Annotated in this window: 21 protein-coding genes; 10 read left to right on the top strand and 11 right to left on the bottom strand. The window is 70.1% G+C overall.

Annotated features, from left to right (window positions below; translation table 11 throughout):
• Positions 1-6 precede the first annotated feature (6 nt).
• A complete protein-coding gene (locus ACFUEJ_RS07800) occupies positions 7-1374 on the bottom strand; it encodes a DUF349 domain-containing protein (protein ID WP_311277247.1) in 1368 nt (455 codons plus the stop codon).
• A 262-nt stretch (positions 1375-1636) separates the two neighbouring features.
• On the opposite strand from ACFUEJ_RS07800, the gene ACFUEJ_RS07795 reads away from it, so the two are divergent.
• Genes ACFUEJ_RS07795 through hflX form a run of 4 tightly spaced genes read left to right on the top strand, consistent with a single transcriptional unit; the run spans position 1637 to position 5738 of the window.
• Complete coding sequence (locus ACFUEJ_RS07795; RefSeq protein WP_311277248.1) at positions 1637-2404, top strand: hypothetical protein; 768 nt, start codon at positions 1637-1639, stop codon at positions 2402-2404.
• Positions 2401-3321: a tRNA (adenosine(37)-N6)-dimethylallyltransferase MiaA gene (gene miaA / locus ACFUEJ_RS07790; protein ID WP_311277249.1), complete on the top strand. Its 921-nt coding sequence runs from the start codon at positions 2401-2403 to the stop codon at positions 3319-3321. The genes ACFUEJ_RS07795 and miaA overlap by 4 nt, the downstream gene beginning before the upstream one ends.
• 10 nt (positions 3322-3331) lie before the next feature.
• Entirely contained in the window at positions 3332-4243 is a 912-nt protein-coding gene (gene dapF, locus ACFUEJ_RS07785) for a diaminopimelate epimerase (RefSeq protein WP_226513126.1), read from the top strand.
• Between the two features lie 52 nt (positions 4244-4295).
• A complete protein-coding gene (gene hflX, locus ACFUEJ_RS07780; protein WP_277242947.1) occupies positions 4296-5738 on the top strand; it encodes a GTPase HflX in 1443 nt (480 codons plus the stop codon).
• Positions 5739-5778: 40 nt separating this feature from the next.
• Here the strand turns inward: hflX and ACFUEJ_RS07775 are convergent, their stop codons facing one another.
• The 4 genes from ACFUEJ_RS07775 to ACFUEJ_RS07760 form a co-directional block, all read right to left on the bottom strand.
• Positions 5779-6039 (bottom strand): HPr family phosphocarrier protein, encoded by a 261-nt coding sequence (locus ACFUEJ_RS07775; protein ID WP_058250193.1) that lies wholly within the window; start codon positions 6037-6039, stop codon positions 5779-5781.
• Positions 6040-6137: 98 nt separating this feature from the next.
• The gene (locus ACFUEJ_RS07770; RefSeq protein WP_388028467.1) at positions 6138-8240 is read right to left on the bottom strand and encodes a fructose-specific PTS transporter subunit EIIC; all 2103 of its coding nucleotides are present in this window, start codon (positions 8238-8240) and stop codon (positions 6138-6140) included.
• Between the two features lie 116 nt (positions 8241-8356).
• Complete coding sequence (locus tag ACFUEJ_RS07765) at positions 8357-9322, bottom strand: 1-phosphofructokinase family hexose kinase (protein ID WP_065628914.1); 966 nt, start codon at positions 9320-9322, stop codon at positions 8357-8359.
• Positions 9319-10089, bottom strand: coding sequence for a DeoR/GlpR family DNA-binding transcription regulator (locus ACFUEJ_RS07760; protein ID WP_058250196.1), 771 nt, complete (start codon positions 10087-10089; stop codon positions 9319-9321). The genes ACFUEJ_RS07765 and ACFUEJ_RS07760 overlap by 4 nt, the downstream gene beginning before the upstream one ends.
• Positions 10090-10238: 149 nt before the next feature.
• On the opposite strand from ACFUEJ_RS07760, the gene ACFUEJ_RS07755 reads away from it, so the two are divergent.
• On the top strand, positions 10239-11948 hold the full coding sequence (locus tag ACFUEJ_RS07755; protein ID WP_165630170.1) for a phosphoenolpyruvate--protein phosphotransferase: 1710 nt from the start codon (positions 10239-10241) through the stop codon (positions 11946-11948).
• Here the strand turns inward: ACFUEJ_RS07755 and lexA are convergent.
• Positions 11926-12630 carry a transcriptional repressor LexA gene (lexA, locus tag ACFUEJ_RS07750; protein WP_058250198.1) on the bottom strand — a complete coding sequence of 235 codons (705 nt, stop codon included), beginning with the start codon at positions 12628-12630 and terminating at the stop codon, positions 11926-11928. The two genes, ACFUEJ_RS07755 and lexA, sit on opposite strands and share 23 nt — an antisense overlap.
• A gap of 224 nt (positions 12631-12854) precedes the next feature.
• Between lexA and ACFUEJ_RS07745 the strand changes: the two genes are divergently transcribed.
• Both ACFUEJ_RS07745 and nrdR read left to right on the top strand, forming a co-directional pair.
• Positions 12855-13394 (top strand): LysM peptidoglycan-binding domain-containing protein, encoded by a 540-nt coding sequence (locus tag ACFUEJ_RS07745; protein WP_065628912.1) that lies wholly within the window; start codon positions 12855-12857, stop codon positions 13392-13394.
• A gap of 99 nt (positions 13395-13493) precedes the next feature.
• Positions 13494-13994, top strand: coding sequence for a transcriptional regulator NrdR (gene nrdR / locus ACFUEJ_RS07740; RefSeq protein WP_058250310.1), 501 nt, complete (start codon positions 13494-13496; stop codon positions 13992-13994).
• On the opposite strand, the gene hrpA is transcribed toward nrdR, so the two are convergent.
• Entirely contained in the window at positions 13968-17954 is a 3987-nt protein-coding gene (gene hrpA, locus ACFUEJ_RS07735; RefSeq protein WP_388028462.1) for an ATP-dependent RNA helicase HrpA, read from the bottom strand. The two genes, nrdR and hrpA, sit on opposite strands and share 27 nt — an antisense overlap.
• 81 nt (positions 17955-18035) lie before the next feature.
• Here hrpA and ACFUEJ_RS07730 point away from each other — a divergent pair, with 81 nt between their 5' ends.
• On the top strand, positions 18036-19286 hold the full coding sequence (locus ACFUEJ_RS07730) for an aspartate aminotransferase family protein (protein WP_388028460.1): 1251 nt from the start codon (positions 18036-18038) through the stop codon (positions 19284-19286).
• Positions 19287-19331: 45 nt separating this feature from the next.
• Here the strand turns inward: ACFUEJ_RS07730 and ACFUEJ_RS07725 are convergent, their stop codons facing one another.
• Positions 19332-19475: a helix-turn-helix domain-containing protein gene (locus ACFUEJ_RS07725; RefSeq protein ID WP_231742234.1), complete on the bottom strand. Its 144-nt coding sequence runs from the start codon at positions 19473-19475 to the stop codon at positions 19332-19334.
• A gap of 1 nt (position 19476) precedes the next feature.
• On the opposite strand from ACFUEJ_RS07725, the gene ACFUEJ_RS07720 reads away from it, so the two are divergent.
• The gene (locus tag ACFUEJ_RS07720; RefSeq protein ID WP_078112303.1) at positions 19477-20370 is read left to right on the top strand and encodes an NAD(P)-dependent oxidoreductase; all 894 of its coding nucleotides are present in this window, start codon (positions 19477-19479) and stop codon (positions 20368-20370) included.
• A 61-nt stretch (positions 20371-20431) separates the two neighbouring features.
• Here the strand turns inward: ACFUEJ_RS07720 and ACFUEJ_RS07715 are convergent, their stop codons facing one another.
• Positions 20432-20965, bottom strand: coding sequence for an alkyl hydroperoxide reductase (locus tag ACFUEJ_RS07715; RefSeq protein ID WP_058250203.1), 534 nt, complete (start codon positions 20963-20965; stop codon positions 20432-20434).
• A gap of 11 nt (positions 20966-20976) precedes the next feature.
• Entirely contained in the window at positions 20977-21564 is a 588-nt protein-coding gene (locus ACFUEJ_RS07710; RefSeq protein WP_058250204.1) for a peroxiredoxin, read from the bottom strand.
• A gap of 125 nt (positions 21565-21689) precedes the next feature.
• Between ACFUEJ_RS07710 and ACFUEJ_RS07705 the strand changes: the two genes are divergently transcribed.
• Positions 21690-22622 (top strand): hydrogen peroxide-inducible genes activator, encoded by a 933-nt coding sequence (locus ACFUEJ_RS07705; protein WP_175404260.1) that lies wholly within the window; start codon positions 21690-21692, stop codon positions 22620-22622.
• Here the strand turns inward: ACFUEJ_RS07705 and ACFUEJ_RS07700 are convergent.
• Positions 22619-24742: a DEAD/DEAH box helicase gene (locus tag ACFUEJ_RS07700; protein ID WP_388028508.1), complete on the bottom strand. Its 2124-nt coding sequence runs from the start codon at positions 24740-24742 to the stop codon at positions 22619-22621. The two genes, ACFUEJ_RS07705 and ACFUEJ_RS07700, sit on opposite strands and share 4 nt — an antisense overlap.
• Between the last annotated feature and the right edge of the window lie 8 nt (positions 24743-24750).

Raw genomic sequence — 24750 nt, 5'->3', positions numbered from 1 at the left:
CCGGACTCAGCGGTCGGTGACGGCACTCTCCGCGGCGGCGGCCCACTCGCGCCACTGCGCAGCCTGATCGCGCAACTTTGCGGCGTCGCGGTCCTTTCCGCGTTCGGCCGCCTTGCGCGCCTGGTCCTCGAGTTGCGCTGCGCGGTCGGCGAATTGCGCCGCCCGCGCCAGTGCCTCGGGATCGGTCCGCTGCCACTGAGCGTCCTCGGCGTCGCGGATGCGCTTCTCCAGGGCCCGCGCGCGGGCCTCCAGGCTGTGCATCTGATCGCGCGGGACCTTGCCCAGTTCGTCCCACTGATCGCGGAACGACCGGAACTCGCGGCGGGCCGCGTCGAGATCGGTGGCAGGGTCGATGGCCTTCTCGGCGGCATCGAGCAGGGCGACCTTGGCGGTCGCGTTCGCGGAGAATTCCGCGTCGCGTTCCGACGACGCCGCGTTGCGGGCGCCGAAGAAGACGTCCTGTGCGGCCTTGAACCGCTGCCAGAGGGCCTCGTCGGTGTCCCGCGGGGCGCGGCCGGCCGCCTTCCACTCACCGAGCAGTTCCCGGAACTTGGCCGACGTCGGGCCCCAGTCGGTGGAGCCGGACAGCTCCTCGGCGCGGGCGATGAGTGCTTCCTTGCGTTCCTTCGCACCGGCGCGCTCGCGGTCGAGTTCGGCGAAGTGCGCACCTCGCCGGCGATTGAAGGCGTCGCGCGCTTTGGCGTACCGCTTCCACAGCGCGTCGTCGGTCTTGCGGTCGACGCCCTTGATGGACTTCCACTCGTCGAGGATCTCGCGCAGCCGGTCGCCCGCGCTCTTCCAGTTGGTCGCGTCGGCGCCGATCTGCTCGGCCTCGGCGGCGAGGACCTCCTTGCGCGCGATGGCCTCCGACCGGGTCTTCTCGCGCTCGGCGCGGATGGTCTCGGCGACCTCGTCGGCGCTGCCGACGATCGCCTCGAGGCGGCGCTGCAGCGCGGCGACGTCACCGATCACATGCGCGTTGGGCAACTCGTCGAGCAGGTGCTTGGCGGCTTGCTGGGCCTTACGCGGGTCTCCCGAGCGGGCGGTGAGCCGTTCCTCGAGGATCTCGACCTCGGTGGCGAGGTCGTCGAACCGGCGTCCGAAGTGCGCAAGCCCCTCCTCGACCGTGCCGGCCTGCCACGAACCGATCTCGCGTTCGCCGTCGTCGGTCTTGAGCCACACGACACCCGACTCGTCGATACGACCGAAGCGGTGCGGATCACCGGTGACGAGATGCGTGACGACCGGTTCGGACGCGATGCCTGGGCGGGGTCCGGGCTTGGGCCGGGGTCCCGGCTTGGGTCCCGGCTTCGGTGTGTCCTGCCCGGCGGGTGCCTGCTGGGGTTCGGAAGCCGATTCGGTCGGGTTGCTCATGTGCACGTGTCCTGCCGCTCAGTGGTGCCGCGCGTCACGGCTGCCGGTCGCTGGAGTCGGTTCTCGCCGGGCATCCTACGCCCGCGATCGCCGACAAGTACCGTTCCATTCAAGCAGTTCAGGCCCGTCGATGTGGCGTCCGTGCCGAGTTGGTGGGTCGCGGCGCGGGGTAACCGGCGCCGGGAGCGGAGCGAGCGGGCCGAATGTCACCGGCGCCGGGAGCGGAGCGAGCGGGCCTCGTGTGGTCGACTAGCGTCGTGGTGTGCTTGCGGCCGTCGTCTTCGTTCCGAGTGCCCCGCTGCTCGTCCCCGAGTTGGCCGGACCGGCCGCCTCCGACACCGAGCCGGTGCGGCGCGCAGCTCTCGACGCGGTCGCGGGCGCGCTCGGCGTCGACCGCTGGGTGGCGATCGGAACCGCCGACGGGTCGACCGCTGGCCTCGTGGGCGAGCCCTTGCGCGGCACCTTCGCGCGGTTCGGCGTGGACGTCCCGGTCACGATCGACTCCGCGATCACCGATGTTGCTATCGCCGATGTCGCGGTCACCGACCCGCTGCCCCGGATGAGTCTGTCGGCGCTGATCGCCGGGTGGATCGCCGAGCGGATGTCGCTGGGTCCGCTGAGCGTGTGCAGCGTCGGTTCCGCCACGCCGCCCGCGGAGTGCGTCGCGGTGGGTACCCGGCTGGCCGCCCGTCTCGACGAGGGCTCGGACGCCGTCGGGGTCCTGGTGGTGGGCGACGGGTCGACGGCGCTGACCGACAAGGCCCCCGGCGGGGGGCGTCGGGAATCGGCGGTGGCGCTGAACGACGCGATCGTGGCCGCGCTCGGATCGGCGGACACGGACACGCTGATGGCACTCGACCCTGCGAAGTGCGATGCCGAGGGCGTCGGCGGCCGGGTCGCGTGGCAGGTGGCGGCCGGCCTCGTCGGCGACCGGTCGGTCCGGGCGGTACCCGACTTCGCCGACGCGCCCTTCGGCGTGGGTTACGTGGTCGCGACCTGGACCGTCAACGACGGCGAGCACGCCCGATGACCGCGCCGCCCACCCCGATCGCTGTTGTCGGACCCACTGCCGGCGGCAAGTCCGATCTGGCCCTCGACCTCGCCGAACGGCTCGGCGGCGAGATCGTCAACATCGACGCCATGCAGCAGTACCGCGGCATGGACGTCGGGACGGCCAAGCTCCCGCCCGACGAACGCCGCGGCATCCCGCATCACCAGCTCGACGTGCTCGACGTGACCGAGGTGGCGACCGTCGCGCGCTATCAGCAGGCCGCGCGGGCCGACGTCGACCGGTTGCGCGCCGCGGGTCGGGTCCCGGTGATCGTCGGGGGATCGATGATGTACGTCCAGGGACTCCTCGACGGCTGGCAGTTCCCGCCCACCGACCCGCAGGTCCGCCGGCGTTACGAGGACCTGCTCGACGAGCGCGGAGTGGGCGAGATGCACCGGCTGCTCGCGGAGGTCGACCCGGCCGCGGCGTCGACCATCCTGGCCACCGACGGTCGCCGCATCGTGCGGGCGCTGGAGGTGGTCGAGCTGACCGGTGCACCCTTCGCCGCGTCGCAGCCCACCATCGGCGAACCGCGCTGGGGCACGATCATCCTCGCCCTCGACCGGGACACCGAGGAACTCGACGACCGGATCCGCCGTCGGACGAGAGCGATGTTCGAGCAGGGCCTCGTCGACGAGGTGGAGGACCTCTGTTCCCGCGGCCTGCGAGAGGGACGCACCGCGTCGCAGGCGATCGGTTACAAACAGGTCCTCGCGGCGCTCGACGGCGAGTACGACCTCGCGCAGGCCGAGGAGCTGACCTTCATCGGCACCCGGCGTTATGTCCGTCGGCAGCGCTCGTGGTTCCGCCGCGATCACCGGGCGCAGTGGCTCGACGCCGCCGCACCCGATCTGCTCGACCGAGCGCTGCGCATCGTCGACGCGCCTTCCCCGTAGGCTGTGATCCGTGACTTCCGCCCCGCAGAGCAGTGCGAGCGACGGCCTGCACTTCGTCAAGGGTCATGGCACCCAGAACGACTTCGTGGTCCTCGCCGACCCCGACGCCGAGATCGCGCTCGACGCCGCTACGGTCGCGGCGCTGTGCGACCGGCAACGGGGGATCGGCGCCGACGGATTGCTGCGCGTCGCCCGCTCGGGCGCCCTCGTCGCGGCCGGTGTCCTCGACGCCCTGCCCAACGACGTGTCGGCCGACGACTGGTTCATGGATTACCGCAACGGCGACGGTTCGATCGCGGAGATGTGCGGCAACGGGGTACGCGTCTTCGCCCACTACGTCCGGGCGTCGGGACTCGTCGACACCGACACGTTCTCCGTCGGTTCCCGTGCGGGTGCCCGCGGCGTCACCATCCACTCCTTCGACGCCGTGCACGCCGAGGTCACGGTGGAGATGGGTCCGGCGCGGATCGACGGGTCGTCGGTGGTCCGCATCGGTGACGACATCTACCCCGGTGCGATGGTCGACGTGGGGAACCCCCACCTGGCGTGCGTCGTCGCGGACATGACCGCGGCCGACCTCGACGCGGTCGACTTCTCCGCCGGCGTGATCATCGAGGCCGCCGACTTCCCGCACGGCGCGAACGTCGAGCTGCTGACCCCACCCGTGGAAGGCCCCGACGGCGGCCTGACCGCGCGGATGAGGGTGTTCGAGCGGGGCGTCGGGGAGACGCGCAGCTGCGGAACCGGCCTGGTCGCGGCGACGCGCGCCGCTCTCGACGCCCGCGGCGCGGACACCGGCGAGCTGCGCATCGGCATCCCCGGCGGTGAGGTCACCGTGACGATCCGTCCCGATGGCTCGACCCTGCGCGGGCCGTCGATGCTGGTCGCCGACGGGGTGCTGCGGCCCGGCTGGGAGCGCTGAGCTCGATATTCGCGTGCTCGGTCCTGGACGGTCGTGAGACCATGGTTCCCGTATGACCGAATCAGAAGCACAGATCATGTCCGCGGCCGATCTCGGGATCCGCGACACCGCGGGTCCCACCACCGGCGAACTCCAGCTGTCCGAGCGCGCCTCACTGCAGCGCATCGCGGGACTCTCCACCGAACTCACCGACGTCACCGAGGTCGAGTACCGGCAGCTACGACTCGAACGCGTGGTCCTGGTCGGCGTGTGGACCGAGGGCAGCGCGGCTGCCGCGAAGGCCAACATGACCGAGCTGGCCGCCCTCGCCGAGACAGCCGGTTCCCAGATCCTGGACGCGGTGATCCAGCGTCGCTCCAAACCCGATCCCGCCACCTACATCGGCAGTGGCAAGGCCGAGGAATTACGCGAGATCGTCCTCGCGACCGGCGCCGACACCGTCGTCTGCGACGGTGAGCTCACGCCCGCCCAGCTCAATGCGCTGGAGAAGGTGGTGAAGGTGAAGGTCATCGACCGCACCGCGCTGATCCTCGACATCTTCGCCCAGCACGCGACCTCTCGCGAGGGCAAGGCGCAGGTCTCCCTCGCGCAGATGGAGTACATGCTCCCGCGTCTGCGCGGCTGGGGTGAATCGATGTCCCGGCAGGCCGGTGGCCGGGCGGGCAGCAACGGCGGTGTGGGCCTGCGCGGTCCCGGTGAGACCAAGATCGAGACCGACCGTCGCCGCATTCGGGAGCGGATGGCCAAGCTGCGGCGCGAGATCCGTGGCATGAAGAAGGCGCGGAACACCAAACGTGCTGCGCGCAAGAGCGGTTCGATCCCGACGATCACCGTCGCCGGCTACACCAACGCGGGCAAGTCCAGCCTGGTCAACGCGATGACCGGCGCCGGTGTCCTCGTGCAGGACGCGTTGTTCGCGACCCTGGATCCCACCACCAGGCGGGCGACGCTCGACGACGGCCGCGCGGTCGTCTTCACCGATACGGTCGGGTTCGTCCGGCATCTGCCGACCCAGCTCGTCGAGGCGTTCCGGTCGACGCTCGAGGAGGTCGTCGACGCCGATCTGCTTCTGCACGTCGTGGACGGTGCGGACGCCTTCCCGATGGAGCAGATCTCGGCCGTCCGTCAGGTCATCAACGAGATCGTCGCCGAAGAGGGCGTCACCGCGCCGCCGGAGTTGTTGGTCATCAACAAGATCGACGCCATCGACGGCAACCGCCTCACCGAGTTGCGTGGCGCGCTCGGTCCGGATGCGGTGTTCATCTCCGCCCGAACCGGTGAGGGACTGCCCGAACTCTTCGGGCGGGTGCGCGAGTTCGTCGGTCGCGAGGACGTCGAGATGACCATCGAGGTGCCGTTCGACCGGGGTGATGTCGTGTCTCGCGTCCACAGCGAGGGCGAGGTCATCTCGTCGGAGCACACCGAGACCGGCACCACGATGAAGGTCCGCGTCCCGGCCGCTTTCGCGGGCGAGATCGCGGACCTCCGGATGTGAGCGCTTCGCCGGCTGTACGGACCCAGTCGGCTGTACGGACCTAGTCGGCGTCGAGATCCTTCTCGACGAGACCGACGATGGTGTCGAGCGCGGCCTGGTCGTCGGCCGTCACGACCACGCGGGTGCCCTTCTCGGCCCCGAGCGTCATGATCATCAGCGCCGACCCCGCGTCCACCGGGTCACCGCCCTCGAGGCCCAGCGTCACCGGGCTGCCGGTCTCGGCGACCGCCTCGGCGATGATCGTGGCGGGGCGGGCGTGCAGTCCGACTGCGGAGCCGACGGTGGCGGTGGTGCTGGGCATGGTAACTCCTTCGAGTGTTGTCGTGTGTTCTGTGGTGGTTGTCGGGCGATTCGGTGCCGGGGAGCGCCCCGGATGTCAGGTGGTCGTGTGATCGGGTGTCAGACGGCGACCGCCTCGAGTTCGTCGAAGGCGACGGCGTCGCGACTGCGGTGCACCTGCTTGGCCGCGACCACCAGGACGGCGGACAGCACCGTACCGGCGACCAGCGCGACGAGGAACAGGACCCAGTTGTTCATGGCGAAGAAGACGAAGATGCCGCCGTGCGGGGCGCGCAGTTCGACGCCGAAAGCCATGATCAGCGCACCGCTGAGGGCACCACCGGCCATCATCGACGGGATGACCCGGAAGGGGTCGACCGCGGCGAACGGGATGGCACCTTCGGAGATGAACGACGCGCCGAGGAGCCATGCGGCCTTGCCGTTCTCGCGCTCCGGTTCGGTGAACAGGCCCGGTCGGACGACGGTGGCGAGAGCCAGGGCGAGCGGGGGCACCATGCCGGCACACATGACCGCCGCCATGATCTGGAATTGCGCGGGTCCGGCGGTTGCCGCGTCGGCGATCCCGGCGGTGGCGAACAGGTACGCGCTCTTGTTGACCGGTCCGCCGAGGTCGAAGCACATCATCAGGCCGAGCACGATGCCGAGGGCGATGGCCGATCCGCCGGACATGCTCTCGAGGCCGCTGTTCATCTGCTCGGTCAGCCAGGCGAGCGGTTTGCCGAGGACCATGTAGAGCAGTCCGCCGACGATCATGCTGCCGAACAGCGGGATGACCACGACCGGCATGAGACCACGAGCCCACTGGGGCACCGGGGTCCGCGCGATCCACAGGCACACCACGCCGGCGATGAGACCGCCGATCAGCGCGCCGATGAAGCTGGCGCCCACGGCGAGCGAGACGATGCCGGCCACGAAACCGGGTGCGATACCGGGGCGGTCGGCGATCGCGAACGCGATGTAGCCCGCGAGGACCGGTACGGCCAGACCCATCACGCCCGAGCCGATCGCGAAGCTCACCGCGCCCAGGTATTGCAGCAGCCCGCCCGCCGGCAGATCCCAGAGGCTGTTGTTCAGGGCGATGAACGCGCCGTCGCTGAGGGTGCCGCCGTCGTCGAGGTTCGTGTTGGCGACCTCGTAGCCGGCGAGCAGGAAGCCGAGCGCGATGAGCAGTCCGCCCGCCGCGACGAACGGGATCATGTAGCTCACACCGGTCATGAGTGCCTGGCGTGTACGGCCGGCGAGACCGATGCCCGACTTCGACGAGTCGGCCGCGTCCGCGTCCGCGCCGTCGCCGGTGACGCGCGCCGCGTTCGGGTCGCGCCCCGCCGCGACCGCCTCGGCGATCATGGCGTCGGGTTCGTTGATGGCGCGCTTCACCCCGGATGCGATGACGGGTTTGCCGCGGAACCGGTTGCGATCCTTGACCCCGACGTCCGTGGCGAAGATGACGGCGTCGGCCGAGGCGATCACGTCCGGATCGAAGGCCGTGGTCGCCGAGGACCCCTGGGTCTCCACCGCGAACTCGACGCCGGCCCGCTCGGCGGCGTACTTCAGGGCGTCGGCCGCCATGTAGGTGTGGGCGATGCCGGTCGGGCACGCGGTGATCGCGACGATGCGCGGCTTGGCCGGTCCCGGGTCCGGGGTCCGGTCCGAGTCCGGGTGGGCCGGCGCACCTTCGGGTTTCGTGGTCGACGGGGCAGGGGTGGACGGGGTGGCGGTCGGCGCGGCGGTGCTCGCGGCCGGCGGCGCGGGGTCGATGGCCTCGTTGACCAATTCGATGACCCGCTCCTCGTTCTCGGCCGCGCGGAGCGAGGCCACGAAGTCGGGCCGGACGAGTGAGCGGGCCAGCGAGCTGAGGAGCTTCATGTGCGCACTGGCACCCCCCTCGGGCGCGGCGATGAGGAAGACCAGGTCGGCCGGCCCGTCCGGTGCGCCGAAGTCGACCTTGCGGGACAGCCGCGCCATGGCGAGACTGGCCGCGGTCACCGACGCGGTACGGGCGTGCGGGATGGCGATGCCGCCGGGAAGTCCGGTGGCGGACTTGGCTTCTCGGTCCAGTGCGGCCCGCGCGAGGTCGGCGGGATCGGTGGTCCGGCCGGCCGCGGCGAGGGCGTCGGCGAGCGTGGTGATGACGGCGGCGGGATCGCCGCCGGCGTCGACGTCGAGACTCACCGTCTGCGCGGTGATGATCTGCTCGGTCATGGGATGTCCTTCGGTGGAAAGAGTGGGGTCGGTGCTGGGTGGGTCGATGGTGGATGGAGTCGGTGCTGGATGGGTGCGGTGTTGGATGGATGTGGAGACTCGCCGGGACGGTGCCGTCAGGTCATGCGCGCGGCTCCCGACAGTTCGGTCACCCGCACGCCGGGGAGGTCGAGGTGGTCGGGCGTGGGGGCCTGGGTGCCGGCGAGCGATGCGGCCGCCGCGCCGTACGCCACGGCCGACCGGAGGCAGTCGGCGGGCGCGGCCCCGGTGCTCTGCGCGATGAGGTAGCCGGCCAGTGACGAGTCGCCGGCGCCGACGGTGCTGCGCGGGACGATCGGCGGCGGGGTCGCCGACCACACGCCGGATGCGGTGACCAACACGGCCCCGACGGCGCCGAGGGTGGCGAGGACGTTGCCCCCGATCTGTTCGGCGATGGTCGCAGCGGCGTCGATGACCGGTCCGAGATCGTTGCGCGCGAGTGCTTCTCGGAGCTGTCCGGGGTCGGCGCCGGTCAGTTCGGCGAGCTCGTCCTCGTTGGGCTTGATCAGGTCGACGCGACCGGTGACGCTGGCACGGAGGGGAGCGCCCGAGGTGTCCACCGCGACCCGGCAGCCGGCGAGGACGAGGTCGTCGGCGATCGAGCGGTACCAGTCGTCGGGGACGCCGGGAGGCAGCGACCCGCAGAGGGTGACCCACTGCGCGGAGCCGGCGTGCTCACGGATCAGCCCGACGAGCGCCTCGCGGTCCGGGCCCGTCAAGGTGACGCCCGGTGCGTTGATCTTGGTGGTCGTCCCGTCGGATTCGGCGATGGTGATGTTGGACCGGACCTCGCCGTCGACCGGCACGGCGTCGTAGGGGAGTGCGAGGTCGTCGAGTGCGGCCCGCAGCGGGTCGCCCGGCCGCGCCGGGAGCAGTGCGCGGGTGGCCAGGCCCGCGGCCGCGACGACCCGGGCCACGTTGACGCCCTTGCCGCCCGGCTCGGTGCGGACCACGCCGGCGCGCTGCACCTCGCCGCGGGCGAGCGGTGCGCCGAGTTCGAGGGTGCGGTCGAGACTCGGGTTGGCGGTGACGGTGACGATCATGCGATCACGACCTCGACGCCACGCGCGGACAGGGCCGCCGAATAGGCCGGGTCGATCCCGGAGTCGGTGATGAGGACGTCGACGTCGTCGAGTCCGGCGAAGGAGGTGAGGTCCTCGCGGTCCATCTTCGAGCTGTCGGCAAGGACCACGACCCGTTGCGCGGCTGCGACCATCGCCGCCTTGACCGCGGCCTCGTCGGGGTCGGGTGTCGACAACCCGTGGGCCTCGCTCAGGCCGTTCGTCCCGATGAAGGCGGTGGTCACGCGCAGTCGGCGAAGCGCGTCCACGGTGTCGACGCCCACGGTCGCCTGGGTGAGACCGCGTACGCGTCCGCCGAGGGCATGGAGACCGTCGGGATGGGTTCCCGCGAGCAGGCCGGCGATGGGCAGGCTGTTGGTGAACAGGGTGAGCCTCCGATCGGGAGCGGTCGCCTCGGCCGCGCGGTAGGTGGTGGTGCCGGCGTCGAAGAGCACCGAGCCGCCGTCGGGCGGCAGGAACCGGATGGCCGCCCGGCCGATCGCGGTCTTCTGCTCGATCTGGCTCGACTCCCGTTCGTCGATCCCGAGCTCGCCGAGGGTGCGCATGATCTCGGCGCGCACGGCGCCGCCGTGGACCCGCTGGAGATGTCCGGCGCGTTCCAGTACCGCGAGATCGCGTCGGACGGTCTCGCTGGTGACGTCGAATTTCTCGGCGAGCGCGGCCACGGATGCCCGCCCCGCGAGTCGCACCTCGTCGACGATCGCCTGTTGTCTCTCCTCGGCGTACACACCGCTCCGATCTCCGGTTTCGACCAACCCGCTTGTTGAGGCGTGTGGGATTGGATGTTGTAGTAATTGTGTTTACGCCTGTTTGTGTTGACAAGTCAAGCACTTTTTGTAACGGTGGTCACATCGGTAGTCGAGTGAGAGGCAAGACGATGGCGCAGATCCTGACGGGAACCCCGGTGGTCGGCGGGTTGGCCCACGGTCCCGCGCTGTGGCCGGGCGAGCGACCCGACCACTCGCCGGAGAAGCTCGGCGTCGGTGTGGAGATCGCCGAGGAACGGCGCGCCGACGAGGTCACGCGCTTCGCCACCGCGGCCGGCGCCGTCGCCGCGCGGCTGCGCACGCGCGCGTCGCAGAACACCGGGGTGACGGCCGAGGTGCTCGCCGCGACGGCGGGCCTGGCCGAGGACCGCGGCTGGATCGGTGCCGCGACCGCGCTCATCGGCAAGGGCGCCCCCGCCGAGGCCGCTGCCGTCGCGGCCACCGAACAGTTCGCGGCGGTGTTCACCAAGCTCGGCGGACTGATGGCCGAGCGGGTCACCGATCTCAACGACGTGCGCGACCGGGTCCTCGCCGAACTGCTCGGCCTACCCGAACCTGGTGTGCCCACTCCGGAGGTGCCGTCGGTCCTGCTCGCCGACGACCTCGCGCCCGCCGACACCGCGGGCCTCGACCCCACGAGCACCATCGCCCTCGTCACCCGCCTCGGCGGACCGACCAGCCACACCGCGATCATCGCGCGCCAGCTGGGGATCCCGTGCGTGGTGGCGGTGGCCGACCTGGACGAGATCGAGCCCGGCACAACCGTTCTCGTCGACGGCAGCACCGGGCGGATCGAGGTGGAGCCCGATGCGGAGGCGGCCCGGGCTCGCGTCGACGAGGATCGGCGGCATGCCGCACTCGTCGCCGGCTGGACCGGTCCGGGGCAGACCGCCGACGGGGTGGCCGTGGCGGTGCTCGCCAACGTCGCCGACGGATCGTCGGCACGCGCCGCGGCCGGGTACCCCGTCGAGGGCGTCGGGCTCTTCCGCACCGAACTCGCGTTCCTCGAGCGTGCCGACGAACCGTCGGTGGACGAGCAGGCCGCGATCTACCGGGAGGTGCTCGATGCGTTCGACGGGCAGAAGGTGGTCATCCGCACCCTCGACGCCGGGTCCGACAAACCGCTCCGGTTCGTGACCCATCCCGACGAATCGAACCCAGCGCTCGGCGTGCGGGGCGATCGGATCGCGCTGGCGCACCCCGAGATCCGCGCGCATCAGCTCGACGCGATCGCGCAGGCCGCGTCGGGGTCGGCCGTCGCGCCGTGGGTCATGGCGCCGATGATCGCCTCGCCGGCGGAGGCGCGCACCTTCGCCGCCGAGGTCCGCGGCCGTGGTCTGGTCGCCGGGGTGATGATCGAGGTGCCCGCGGCGGCGATCCTGGCCGAAGCCGTCCTCGCCGAGGTGGACTTCGTGTCCATCGGCACCAACGATCTGACCCAGTACACGATGGCGGCCGACCGGATGTCGGCCGATCTCGCCGGACTGACCGACCCGTGGCAACCGGCCGTGTTGAGCCTCATCGCGGGTGTCGCGGCAGCGGGTGCACGTCAGGGAAAGCCGGTCGGGGTGTGCGGCGAGGCCGCCGCCGATCCGAACCTCGCCTGCGTGCTCGTCGGTCTCGGGGTCACCTCGCTGTCCAGCGCGCCGGCTGCTGCGGCGGCCGTGGGGGCCCGGCTCGGCGAGGTGTCCGCACCGGACTGCCGGGCCGCCGCCGAGGCTGCCCTGTCCACCTCGGATCCCGCCGCGGCGCGCGAGGCGGCCGCGGCGGTGCTCGACGGTTCGGTCGGTGGAGAGGTCAGACTCGCCGCATCACGGTGACGACCTTGCCGAGGATGACGGCATCGTTGCCCGGGATCGGATCGAACAGTTCGTTGTGCGGCATGAGCCAGACGTTCGGGCCCTGACGCTTGAAGGTCTTCACGGTGGCCTCGCCGTCGATCATGGCCGCGACGATGTCGCCGTTGTCGGCGACGTTCTGCTGCCGGACCACGACCCAGTCGCCGTCGCAGATCGCGGCGTCGATCATCGACTCGCCGACGACGCGCAACAGGAAGAGCGATCCCTCGCCGACGAGCTCACGGGGCAGTGGGAAGACGTCCTCGACGGCCTCCTCGGCCAGGATCGGACCGCCGGCCGCGATACGGCCGAGAACCGGCACGAAGGTCGGCTCGGGAAGCTGGCCGGCCGTCGGGGTGTCCGGCGACGGGGTGTCACTCGGGGCGATGTTGACCGCACGGGGACGGTTCGCGTCGCGCTTGAGCAGCCCCTTGCGTTCCAGCGTCCGCAACTGATGGGCCACCGATGACGTCGAGGCCAGGCCGACCTCGTCGCCGATCTCCCGGATGCTCGGCGGATAACCGCGCTCGCGCACCGAGCGGCGGATCACCTCCAGGACCCCGGCCTGTCGCGGGGTGAGTGAGGCCTCGGCGGCGGCGGCGTCGAACGGGGCCTCGTCGTCGGCGCCCCGCGCTCGGCCGCGCCTATCGCCGGTGTCACTCATGTTCGGTTCCTCTCGTCTTCGGAACGTGCTGGTAGATGGCTTGCGCCGGGTCCGAGCCTAGCGGAGTGCGACCGGCACCTCAAACATTTGTTCGATGTGTCGCGAGACTTTGTCGGGACGTCGTGCTACAAATTCGAACATCAGTGCATCGAACATCTGATCGATGTTCGAACACCGAACACCACACCCGCACGATCCCAGACACCCGAACACCGGAGGGCACCATGCGCACCGCCACTCTCGTCGCTCCCGTCCGCACCGACCGTCCCGACGCCGTCCGGCCGCGCACCGACCGCGCCGATCGCGTCCGGACCCGCGCCCCGCTGTCCGACGGCGGCCGACCGGTCGACAACCGGCCGGCCGGCACCCGGCCGCGGGGGGCATCGCCGGTGACCCCGCGGGTGGGCGGTACCCACTGTGGCTCTCCGGTCGGGGTCCGGGGACGTGGCCCGGTCGGGCCCGACGCGGCGGTGTTCCGTCGCCGCCGCCGCACCGCGGTCGCGCTCCTCGCCGGTGTCGGGCTGGCGTTCGTCGTGTGGGTGTTCGGTGTCGTCGGCCAGAATTACTCGGACTCGCTGACACCGTCCGCCGTGAGTTCCGAGGTCGTCCATGTGCGCTCGGGGGACTCGCTCAGCTCGATCGCCGGCCGGGTGGCACCCGAGATGCCGCGCGAGGTCGTGATCGACGAGATCGTCGCGATGAACGATCTGGGGTCGAGCGCGCTGCAGGTGGGCCAGCCCCTGCTCACCCCCCGGTACCGCTGAGGCCGGGCGGTATCCTCGATGTCACAGGGGCCGGCCGACAAGCGGCGGGGCGCACGCTTCGGGTGCGTTCCAGCGTCCCGCGACCTGCGTGAGGACACGATGCGCTGCCCCTTCTGCAAGAACGACGACACCAAGGTCATCGACTCGCGTGTCGCAGATGAAGGGCAGGCCATCCGCCGCCGTCGCTCCTGTGTGGAGTGCGGTCGCCGGTTCTCGACCGTGGAGAGCGCCGTGCTCGCGGTGGTCAAACGCAACGGCGTGACCGAGCCGTTCAGCCGGGAGAAGGTCATGCGTGGCGTGCGGCGAGCCTGTCAGGGCCGCCACGTCGCCGAGGACGCGCTCGCGCAGCTCGCCCAGCAGGTCGAGGACACGGTGCGCGCCAGTGGATCGGCCGAGATCCCCAGCAACGAGGTCGGACTCGCCATCCTGGGCCCGCTCCGCGATCTCGACGAGGTGGCGTATCTGCGCTTCGCCTCGGTGTACCGGTCGTTCGACTCGGTGGAGGACTTCCAGCGCGAGATCGACGACCTGAAGGCGGCATCGGGATCCGGGAGCGCGCTCGCCGAACCCGTGTCAGCCGAGTCGGTCCAGAGCTCGTAGGACCCGTTTCTCCGACACCGGGAACGCGGTGCCGAGACGCTGGGCGAACAGCCCCACGCGCAACTCCTCGACGAGCCACTGCGCTTCGTCGTCGACCACCGCCCGCCGGTGCTCGGGTACCTGTTCGAGGCGTTGGGCCCACCGTTCGACGACGCGATCGACGGCGGCCACCCCGGCCTGGTCGCGTGCTGCGGACGCGGGTAGTGCCTCCAGACGTGCTTGCGCGCCGTCGAGATAGCGCGGCAGATTCTCCAGGTGGCGTCGCGCGGTAGCCGCCACGAATCCGTCGAACACGAGGTGGGCGACCTGTTCGGCGACGTCGTCGGCAGCCAGCGAACCGGCGTGCCGGTCGATCGCCGCCCGCAGCGGGGACATCCGTTCGAGGGCTGCGACGGCCAGCGAGAAGTAGTCCGGTGCGGCCGCGGCGACCCGTGGCCGGATCCGTTCGAGCAGCGCCGAGAAGGATTGTGGTGAGCGAACCGCGGCGAGCTCTGCGTCGTCGATGTCGGCGACCGTGTCCCGAATGGCCCGTCGGGTGCAGTCGGCGAGCAGTGCCTCGGTGGTCGAGTACGGGCTCTGGCTCAGGGCGAGTCGTTCGACCGGACTCAGCGAGCCGGCGATCCGCTTGTGCAGCGGAGGTATCGCGAGGTCGAGGAGGGCGACGATCCCGCGTCGCAGGAGGCGGTCCCGTGTCTCCGGGCTAGCCGCATCGACGACGACAACGCCGCGCGCGTGGCCCTTCGCGTCGGAGACCACGTCGATCGTCGGGTACCGGGTCAGCCGCTGCCCCGCGACATCGACCGTCGTCTGCTCGGCGAGCGAGCCGATCCCATCGGCGGTCCAGGTCTTATACAGGTTGCGCGACACCGTCTTCGGCGCCGCGGGCGTTCCGGTCTGCTGGAGTTCGGGCAACGAGTCGGCGCGGGCGACGATCCGTCCGGAGTCGTCGGCCACCGCGAAATGCATGCGCAGGTGCGGCGGTACCCGGTCGGTGTCGAAATCGCCCGCGGTCACCCGCATCCCGGTGATCGCCGAGAGCTCGCGGGCCAGCCCGGTGGTGAGCGGCTCCTTGCGCGGGGTGAGCCGGCCGAGCGCGAGTTCGGCGAATCGCTGCGCGGGCGACATGCTCTTGCGGAGCTGTTTCGGCAGCGACTTGACCAGTGCGGTGGCCAGTTCGGCGCGCATGCCCGGGACCGACCAGTCGAAGCCGGCCGGTCGGACATGGGGGAGCAGTGCCTGCGGGATCACGACGGTGACGCCGTCGTCGGGTGCGCCCGGTTCGAACCGGTAGCGCAGTTCGAGTCGGGTGTCGCCCTGCTGCCAGGCGCCGGGATAGTCCGTGGGGGCGACGTCGGTGCCTCCCGTGACGTCCTCGGGGCGCAGATCCAGCAGATCCGGTTCGGCCCGGCGGGCCTTCTTCCACCAGGTGTCGAAGTGCCGGGCCGAGGTGACGTCGGACGGTAGCCGCTGGTCGTAGAACTCGAAGAGCTGGTCCTCGGTGATCACGAGACCCCGGGTGCGCGTGCGGTTCTCGACGTCCGAGGCGGCCTCGAGAAGCGTGCGATTGCGGTCGAAGAAGGCGTGCTGCGTCCGCCAATCGCCCTCGACGAGAGCGTGCCGGATGAACAGCTCCCGGGAGACCACCGGGTCGATGGGGCCGTAGTCGACGCGCCGGCGGGCGACGAGCGGGACCCCGTAGAGGGTCACGCGTTCGTAGGCCATCGCCGCTCCGCGTTTCGCCGACCAATGCGGCTCGCTGTGGGTGCGCTTCACGAGATCCCCGGCGAGTTTCTCGGCCCACAGCGGATCGATCCCGGCGACGGTGTGGGCGAACAGGCGCGACGTCTCGAGGACCTCGGCCGCCATGATGAAGGCGGGCGGCTTCTTGGCGAGCGGAGAGGCGGGGAAGATCATCAGCGTGGTGTTGCGCGCACCGGTGAACTCGCGGCCCTCGGTGTTGCGGGCGGCGATGTTGCTGAGCAACCCGGACAGGATGGATCGGTGGACGGCGTCGGCGTCGAGTTCGGTGGGCGCGACCGACCAGTCGAGGTTCTTGACGATCTCGGTCAGCTGCCGGTGGAGGTCCTGCCACTCCCGGATGCGCAGGAAGTGGAGGTACTCGCGCTCACACATGCGCCGAAAGCGGCTGCCGGACAACTCCTTGCGCTGTTCGCCGAGGTACCGCCACAGCTCCACGTAGGACAGGAAGTCCGACTGCGGGACGACGAAGCGCCGGTGCTGGGCGTCGGCGGCCTCCCGGTGCTCGGCCGGCCGTTCCCGTGGATCGGGGAGCGACATCGCGGCGGCGATCACGAGAAGGTGGTCGAGACAACCCAGTTCGTGTCCGGCGATGAGCATCCGGGCGACCCGGGGATCGACCGGGATCCGCGACATCGACCGGCCGATCGGGGTCAGTCGCGGGGGCCCGCCCTCGCGCGGGACGGTGATGGCGCCGAGTTCGGTGAGAACACCCATACCGTCGCGGATCGCGCGGTCGTCGGGCGGCTGGACGAACGGGAACTCGGCGATCTCACCCAGTTTCAGCGAGGTCATCTGGAGGATGACCGCCGCGAGGTTGGTGCGCAGGATCTCCGGGTCGGTGAAGGCCGGCCGGGAGTCGAAGTCGTTCTCGCTGTAGAGACGGATGCAGACGCCCGGGGCGACACGACCGCATCGACCGGCCCGCTGCCGGGCACTGGCCTGTGAGACCGGTTCGATGGGAAGACGATTGACCTTGGTCCTGGTCGAGTACCGACTGATACGGGCGGTGCCGGTGTCGATGACGTAGCGGATGCCGGGCACGGTCACCGACGTTTCGGCGACGTTGGTCGCCAGCACGATCCGGCGTCCGTCGGAGGGGGAGAACACCTTCTGCTGCTCGGCGATCGAAAGTCGCGCATAGAGCGGCACGATCTCGGCACCGGGACCCTTGCTGCCGCCGGTTCGTCGACGGAGCGCCTCGGCGGTCTCTCGGATGTCCCGTTCGGTGGGCAGGAACACGAGGATGTCGCCGCGGCCACCGGCCCACAGTTCGTCGACGGCGGCGTCGATGCCCTGGATCTGGTCGAGATCCGCATGTTCGCCGCCGCCGGCGTCGTCCCCGTCGTCGGGGCGTTCCTGCAGGCTCAGCGGTCGGTACCGGATCTCGACCGGATAGGTGCGTCCGGATACCTCGATGACCGGGACCGAGGTCTTCGGCGTGCTGAAATGCCGTGCGAAGCGCGCCGGTTCGATCGTCGCCGAGGTGATGATCACCTTCAGATCGGGGCGTCGGGGCAGCAGGCGGCGCAGATAGCCGAGGATGAAATCGATGTTGAGGCTGCGCTCGTGGGCCTCGTCGATGATGAGGGTGTCGTAGCGGCGCAGCATGGGGTCGGTGGCGATCTCGCGGAGCAGGATGCCGTCGGTCATGACCCGGACGAGGGTGTCGGCGCCCGACCGGTCGGTGAACCGGACGGAGTAGCCCACCGCGTCGCCGAGTTCGGTGTCGGTCTCGTCGGCGATGCGCTTGGCGACCGAGCTCGCGGCGATGCGTCGCGGCTGGGTGTGCCCGATCGACCCGCGGATGCCACGCCCGAGTTCGAGGCAGATCTTGGGGAGCTGGGTGGTCTTGCCCGAGCCGGTCTCGCCCGCGACGACCACGACCTGGTGGTTGCGGATCGCCTCGGCGATCTCGTCGCGTGCGGCGGAGACGGGCAGTTCGTCGGGGAAGCGCAAAATCGGCACGGTCGCGCGCCGCCGGTCGAGACGGGCGCGTGCCTTGTCGACATCGGCGACGAGCTGCCGCCACTTCGCGGCGTCCGGGCGCGCGGCGAGCCGGTCGATGCGACGACGCAACCGGTCGGCGTCGGTGAGGCCCACGTCGTCGAGTGCGCGAAGCAGGTCCGAGCGGGAGATGTCCGGTGCAGCGGTGTCCGGTGGAGAGGGGGACGGGTCAGGTGACGAGGACGGGGCCGACATGATCACTCCAGGATATGGGGAGGCGTCGATGCCGGTTACCCCAGTGGCCGCGTGGGCCACGTGGACCGGCATCATGGGGCCATGGCTGATGGTTCGAGCACGGGTACTGGAGCGTTGTGGCACGGTTTCGCCGACATGGGTGCGGTGACCGCGAGCGGGCCGTTCGTCGTGACCAGGGGAGAGGGTGCGCGGATCTTCGACCGCGACGGCAACTCCTACCTGGATGCGACCGCCGGACTGTGGTTCACCAACGTCGGGCACGGCCGGACCGAGATCGCCGATGCCGTCGCGCGCCAGCTCGGCACCCTCGCGCACTACTCCAACTTCGGTGACTTCGCGAGCGACGTCACCCTGCAGCTCGCCGAGGAGCTCGGCGCCATCGCGCCGGTACCCGGATCGAAGATCTTCTTCACCTCCGGCGGCAGCGACTCCATCGACACCGCGGTCAAACTCGCCCGCCGCTACTGGGTGGAGCAGGGCCGCGAATCCAAGCGGGTCGTCGTCAGCCGCACCAAGGCCTATCACGGGATGCATGCCGCGGGTACCTCGCTGGCGGGCATCCCGCTCAACCACGACGGCTACGGCGAACTCATGCACGACGTCCAGAACGTCGACTGGGACGACGCGAAGAGCCTGCTCGGTCTCATCGAGCGCGTGGGCGCCGACAACATCGCCGCGTTCTTCTGCGAGCCCATCATCGGGGCCGGCGGCATCTATCTCCCGCCGGAGGGCTACCTCGCCGAGGTGCGGGACATCTGCCGCGACCACGACATCCTCTTCGTCGTCGACGAGGTCGTCACCGGCTTCGGCCGCATCGGCGGCGAATCCTGGTTCGCCTCCGCACGATTCGGCCTCGAACCGGACATGATCACCACTGCCAAGGGGCTCACCTCGGGGTATGTCCCGATGGGCGCGGTGTTCATCGCACCGCGGATCGCCGAGCCGTTCTTCGCCGGTGGCGTCTGGTGGCGGCACGGGTACACCTACGGCGGCCACGCGGGCGCGGCGGCGGCGGCCCTCGCGAACCTTGAGATCATCCGGCGAGAGAACCTGCTCGCCGAGGCGACACGGCTCGAGGGCGACCTCGCCGCCGCGCTGTCGCCGCTCGCCGACCTCGACACGGTCGCCGAGGTCCGGACCGGACTCGGCGCGGTCACCGCGGTACAGCTGGCCGACCCAGCGACGGCGCCGGCCGCGGTGGTCAAGCTGCGCGAACACGGGGTGAGCACCCGGGCCGCAGGTCAAGGGGCGCTGCAGATCTCGCCCGCGTTCGTGATGACGACGGCCGAGGTCGGCGAACTCGCCGACCGGATGCGCGCAGCGCTGAGCTGACGCCGCAGGCCACGCCTTGTCGTGGTCATCCCGACGATCCGGAGGTCATCGCCGGGCCGCCGTGATGGTCTGCATGTGTTCCTCACCCCAGTCGCCCAGGGGTGCGAGTGCCCGGTCGCGCGCCGCGCCCTTGGGCGTCAGGCTGTAGACCACCCGGGGCGGTACCTCCTGGTAGACCTCACGATGCACGATGCCGTCCCACGCCGCGGTGACGGTGATCGGTCTCGGACCGATGGGGTCCGCACTCGCACAGGCATTTCTGGCCGCTGATGTCGCGACGACGGTGTGGACTCGCACCCGATCGGCGGCGGACAAGGTGGCCGCGGGTGGGGCAACGGTGGCCGAGGACGTCGCGTCGGCGGTGGTCGACGCCCGCCTGATCATCACGTGTCTGCGTGATCAGGAGACCACCCGCGAGGTGCTCGGATCGATTCCGGCCGAGGCGTTCCGCGGGCGACTCGTGGTGGTCCTCGCCTCGTCGACACCGGACGAAGCCCGCACGACCCAGTGGTGGGCGGATGAGCGCGGTATCGACGTCCTGATCGGCGCCATCATGGTTCCGACTCCGGTGATCGGGACACCGGGAGCTCTCGTCCTCTACAGCGGACGGGAGGACCTTCTCGAGCGGCATCGGCGCCAGTTGGAGGTTCTCGCACCGAGATCGGTGTTCGTCGGGGCCGATCCCGGAGATGCCTCCGTGCTCGACACCGGCATGCTGGAGATCTTCTTCAGCGGGATGACCGCCTTCCTGCGTGCGGCCGCGCTGGTCACCTCCGCCGGTCACACCGCGTCGGGTTTCGTCCCGATGGCGACCGAGATGCTCGACATCCTGCCGGAGACCTTCCGAGGACTCGCGGCCGACGTCGACGCAGGAGAGTACCCGGGAACCGAGGACAACATCGCCATGAAGGCGGCGGCATTGGGGCACATCGTCGACTCCACCGAGGAGGCCGGGCTCGATGCCCGGCTGCCACGCCTGCTACACGACCTCGCCACGAGTGCGGTGGCCGAGGGGTACGGCGCCGACGGGTGGTCCCGAGTCGTCGATCTGTTCCGTGCCGGACAGGCGGTCCAGCGCGCCTGAAAACGTCAGGGCCCGGCTGCGTAGCGCAGCCGGGCCCCGTCGTCGTCTCACATGCGACGGATCAGGCGTTGGCGAGCACCTCGGTGGTCGCGATCGCCTGGGCGACACCGCTGACGATCGACGCGACCTTGAGCGCCTCGAGGATCGCCTCACGGTCGACGCCGGCCTCGCGCAGGGTGTTCTCGTGCGCGGCGACGCAATGACCGCAGCCATTGATCGAGGACACCGCGAACGACCACAGCTCGAAAACGGCCTTGTCGACGCCGGGGTTGCCGATGATGTTCATCCGCAGGCCCGGACGCAGGTCGTCGTACTTGCCGTCGAGGAAGCCGCGACCCCGGTAGAACACGTTGTTCATCCCCATGATCGACGCGGCGCCGAGCGCGGCGTTGTAGGCCTCGGCGGACAGCGTGTCGGCGGCCTCGTCGGCGATCTCGCTGAGCACCTTGGCGTTTCGCGTGGCGGCAGCGGTCGACAGCAGGGTTCCCCAGAGCTGCTCCTCGGTCAGCGCGGTGGTGCGGCTGATCGAACCGAGGTTGAGCTTGAGGTCTTTGGCGTACTCGGGAAGTGCTTCCTTCAGGTTGTCGATGCTCATCTGTTCTCCTCTCAGACGCCGGCCGTCATGAGCTCGCCGGCGTCGATCGTCGGGTCACCCTTCTTCCAGTTGCAGGCGCACAGTTCGTCGGACTGCAGTGCGTCGAGGACGCGCAGGACCTCGTCGACGTTGCGGCCCACGGAGCCCGCGGTGACCGACACGAACTGGATCTCGTTGTTCGGGTCGATGATGAAGGTGGCGCGGTCAGCGACGCCGTCGGCATTGAGAACGCCTGCGGCGGTGGCGAGTTCGCGCTTGAGGTCGCTCAGCATCGGGAACGGGAGGGTCTTGAGGTCCTCGTGCTGTGCGCGCCACTGGAAGTGGACGAACTCGTTGTCCACCGAGGCGCCGAGCACCTGGGTGTCGCGGTCGGCGAACTCGTCGTTCAGCTTGCCGAACGCGGCGATCTCGGTCGGGCACACGAAGGTGAAGTCCTTCGGCCAGAAGAACACGACGCGCCACTGACCGGGGTGATCGTCGGACGACACGGTGGTGAAGTAGTCGTCGGGCTGCTGGGCATTGACCTTGCTGAGGTCGCCACCGATGACGGCGGTGAGGTTGTAGGCAGGGAACTGGTCACCGATGGTGAGCAGGGCCATGTATCGCTCCTTCAGCTGGTGAATGTACGAAATTTGCGCGCGAATGAGTTTCGCGACGTACGGGTACCATCGTGCCGGATTCCGGTCGAAAACGAAACGTGATTACTAGCACTACACTGATAAGCATGTCCGATAGAACTTATCAGCCGACCGTGGCCGGGTTGCGTGCCTTCGTCGCACTCGCGCATCGACGCCACTTCGGCACTGCGGCAGCCGATCTCGGTGTCAGTCAGCCATCGCTGTCGCAGGCGTTGTCGGCGCTGGAGTCCGGTCTCGGTGTGACCCTCGTCGAACGCACCACGCGCCGTGTCCTGTTGACCGCCGAGGGTGACGAACTCCTCCCGCGAGCGATCGCGGTGACCGAGGCCATGGACGAGTTCACCTCGGCGGCCGCCGGAACGGGCCGACCGCTCAGCGGGCCACTGCGGCTGGGGGTCATCCCCACGGTGGCGCCCTACGTCCTGCCGACGCTGCTGCGCGGACTCGGGCAACGGCTCCCGGACCTCGTACCCCGAGTGGTGGAGGAGCAGACCGCCCGCCTCATCGAACAACTGCGCACCGGCACGCTCGACGTCGCGCTGCTCGCTCTCCCCGTCGACATGCCCGGCATCGTCGAAGTTCCCATCTATCGGGAGGATTTCGTTCTCGCACTCCCGTCCGGTCATGCGTTGGCCGGACGCCGCCGCGTCGATCCCACGGCGCTCGCCGACCTGCCGCTCCTCCTCCTCGACGAGGGGCACTGTCTGCGCGATCAGGCGCTCGAGGTGTGCCGGCTCGCGGGCGTCCGGCCCGATCTGGGTCAGACCCGGGCCGCGTCGCTGACCACCGCGGTGCACTGCGTCGTCGGCGGACTCGGCGTGACGCTCATCCCGCAGACGGCGGTGGCCTCCGAGACGGCGTCGGGTGATCTGGCCACCGCGACCTTCGCGGCCCCGCGGCCGGGGCGGCGGATCGGCCTGGTCTTCCGGGCGTCCGCGCGCCACGACGAGGCCTACCGCGAACTGGGCTCTCTCATCGGCGATCTCGTCGGCGCGACCGGTGCCGTGACCGCGCTCTAGGCCGTGCCGCCGGCCATCTCGGCCGCGGCCGCCTGTGCGGCGAGAGCCTCCCACTCGTCGACGAGACTCGAGTCGACCTCGCGGACCATGGTGCCCAGCTCCTCGACGATCCGCTCGATCTCGGGGGTCACGACGCTCGTCGGAACGCCCTGCCGGAGAACGCGATAGCAGTCCGACAGATAGCGCAGCAGCACGCCCTCGCTGCGCGCCAGCCCGTACGCGGAGATCAGCTCGGTGAAGGTCATGGCCTTCTCCAGCATCTCGCGGAGCACCGACTTCGGCGCCGGCGGGAACGACGACACCCACGGGTGCCCGCGACGATAGATGTCGAACGCGGCGTAGATCTCCTCGGCCAGCGGCTGCGGCCAGGTGATCTCCTCCAGGCGCGACATCCGCTCCTCGTACTCGATGCCGTCGGCCTTCATCTCCGCGATCGCGGCGTCGCGCGCGACCTTGCGCTGGGCCAGCAGCAGGGGTCGCGGGTTCTCCAGGGTCGATTCGAGGATGGAGACCACATCGAGTGCGTGAGTAGACGACTCGGGGTCGAGGATCTCGAACGTCGCCAGCGCGAAGGCGGACAGCGGGTTGGTCAACGCGAAGTTCTCCGGCATGTCCACGCTCAGGGCGATGTGCCGGCCGGTGTCGTCGGGTTCGGCGAGTTGCACGACGATGCCCGCGTCCCGGAGCCCCCGGTAGAGCTCGATCGTGTGCTTGATGGTGCGCAGCTGGCGGTCGCGCGGTTCGTGATTGTCCTCGAGAAGGTGGCGGACCGCGGCGAAACAGTCGCCCGGTCGGCCGAGTACCTCGAGGAGCATGGCCGTCGTCATCTGGAAGTGGCTGCGCAGGGGCTCGTCGGGCGCATCGACGAGCTGGAGGAAGGTCTTCTCCCCCCACGAGACGAAACCCTCGGGTGGCTTCTTGCGCACCAGCTTTCGGAGCTTCTTGGGATCGTCGCCGGCCTTGGCCACGGCACGGGCGTTCTCCACGTCGTGGTCGGGGGCCTGCGCGACGACGTAGCCGATCGTGTCGAAACCGGCTCGCCCGGCCCGGCCGGCGATCTGATGGAACTCGCGTGCCCGCAGGCGACGGACCCGCCGTCCGTCGTATTTGCTCAGGGCCGCGAACAGGACCGTGCGGATCGGCACGTTGATGCCGACGCCGAGAGTGTCGGTGCCGGCGATCACCTTCAGCAGCCCTTGCTGCGCAAGACGTTCGACCAGACGGCGGTAGCGGGGGAGCATTCCGGCGTGGTGGACGCCGATACCGGCGCGCAGCAATTTGGACAGTGTGTTGCCGAAGCCGGTGGAGAACCGGAAGTCACCGATCGCCTCGGCGATCGCCGCCTTCTCCGCTTTGTCGCAGATCCGGACGCTGAGCAGCGCCTGCGCGCGCTCCACCGCGGCGGCCTGGGTGAAGTGCACCACGTAGATCGGCGCCCGTCCCCGGTCGACGAGCTCCTCGATCGTCTCGTGGATCGGGGTCATCGCGTAGGCGTGGTCCAGGGGGACCGGACGCTCGGCGCCGGTGATCTCGACCGTCTCGCGTCCGGTGCGCCGGGTCAGGTCGTCGACGAAGAACGACACGTCGCCCAGCGTCGCCGACATCAGCAGGAACTGCGTCGACGGCAATTCGATGAGCGGGACCTGCCAGGCCCAACCGCGGTCGGGTTCACCGTAGTAGTGGAACTCGTCGGCGACGAGGGTGCCGATGTCGCTCGCACCGCCGGCGGCGAGGGCGAGGTTGGCGACGATCTCGGCGGTCGCACACACGATGGGCGCGTCGGCGTTGACCGCGGCGTCGCCGGTCAGCAGTCCGACCTGGTCGGCGCCGAACATGGCGCACAGCTCGAAGAACTTCTCGCTGACGAGCGCCTTGATGGGTGCGGTGTAGAACGCACGCTCGCCGCGGCAGCGCGCGAAGTACAGCGCGCCCGCCGCGACGAGTGATTTGCCCGAGCCGGTCGGCGTCGCCAGGATCACGTGGCTGCCGGCGAGGAGCTCGAGAAGCGACTCCTCCTGATGCGGGTAGAGGTCGAGGCCGCGTCCCGTCCACCACTCGGTGTACCGCTCGAGTGCGGTGTCCTCGTCGTCGGTGGGGACCAGGACGTGCGGCGCGGGTATCGGTGCGG

Source organism: Gordonia sp. NPDC057258, from assembly GCF_042668985.1.
Lineage (GTDB): Bacteria > Actinomycetota > Actinomycetes > Mycobacteriales > Mycobacteriaceae > Gordonia > Gordonia hongkongensis.
This window is presented reverse-complemented; position numbering and strand designations above follow the sequence as displayed.

Bases quoted from the DNA above. Each gene is read 5' to 3' on its own strand.
- nrdR (WP_058250310.1), top strand. From the start codon at position 13,494: ATGCGCTGCCCCTTCTGCAAGAACGACGACACCAAGGTCATCGACTCG.
- hflX (WP_277242947.1), top strand. From the start codon at position 4,296: ATGACCGAATCAGAAGCACAGATCATGTCCGCGGCCGATCTCGGGATC.
- ACFUEJ_RS07705 (WP_175404260.1), top strand. From the start codon at position 21,690: ATGTCCGATAGAACTTATCAGCCGACCGTGGCCGGGTTGCGTGCCTTC.
- ACFUEJ_RS07765 (WP_065628914.1), bottom strand. From the start codon at position 9,322: ATGATCGTCACCGTCACCGCCAACCCGAGTCTCGACCGCACCCTCGAA.
- hrpA (WP_388028462.1), bottom strand. From the start codon at position 17,954: ATGTCGGCCCCGTCCTCGTCACCTGACCCGTCCCCCTCTCCACCGGAC.
- ACFUEJ_RS07745 (WP_065628912.1), top strand. From the start codon at position 12,855: ATGCGCACCGCCACTCTCGTCGCTCCCGTCCGCACCGACCGTCCCGAC.
- ACFUEJ_RS07715 (WP_058250203.1), bottom strand. From the start codon at position 20,965: ATGAGCATCGACAACCTGAAGGAAGCACTTCCCGAGTACGCCAAAGAC.
- ACFUEJ_RS07720 (WP_078112303.1), top strand. From the start codon at position 19,477: ATGCCGTCCCACGCCGCGGTGACGGTGATCGGTCTCGGACCGATGGGG.
- miaA (WP_311277249.1), top strand. From the start codon at position 2,401: ATGACCGCGCCGCCCACCCCGATCGCTGTTGTCGGACCCACTGCCGGC.
- ACFUEJ_RS07710 (WP_058250204.1), bottom strand. From the start codon at position 21,564: ATGGCCCTGCTCACCATCGGTGACCAGTTCCCTGCCTACAACCTCACC.
- ACFUEJ_RS07770 (WP_388028467.1), bottom strand. From the start codon at position 8,240: ATGACCGAGCAGATCATCACCGCGCAGACGGTGAGTCTCGACGTCGAC.
- ACFUEJ_RS07730 (WP_388028460.1), top strand. From the start codon at position 18,036: ATGGCTGATGGTTCGAGCACGGGTACTGGAGCGTTGTGGCACGGTTTC.
- ACFUEJ_RS07755 (WP_165630170.1), top strand. From the start codon at position 10,239: ATGGCGCAGATCCTGACGGGAACCCCGGTGGTCGGCGGGTTGGCCCAC.
- ACFUEJ_RS07800 (WP_311277247.1), bottom strand. From the start codon at position 1,374: ATGAGCAACCCGACCGAATCGGCTTCCGAACCCCAGCAGGCACCCGCC.
- ACFUEJ_RS07775 (WP_058250193.1), bottom strand. From the start codon at position 6,039: ATGCCCAGCACCACCGCCACCGTCGGCTCCGCAGTCGGACTGCACGCC.
- lexA (WP_058250198.1), bottom strand. From the start codon at position 12,630: ATGAGTGACACCGGCGATAGGCGCGGCCGAGCGCGGGGCGCCGACGAC.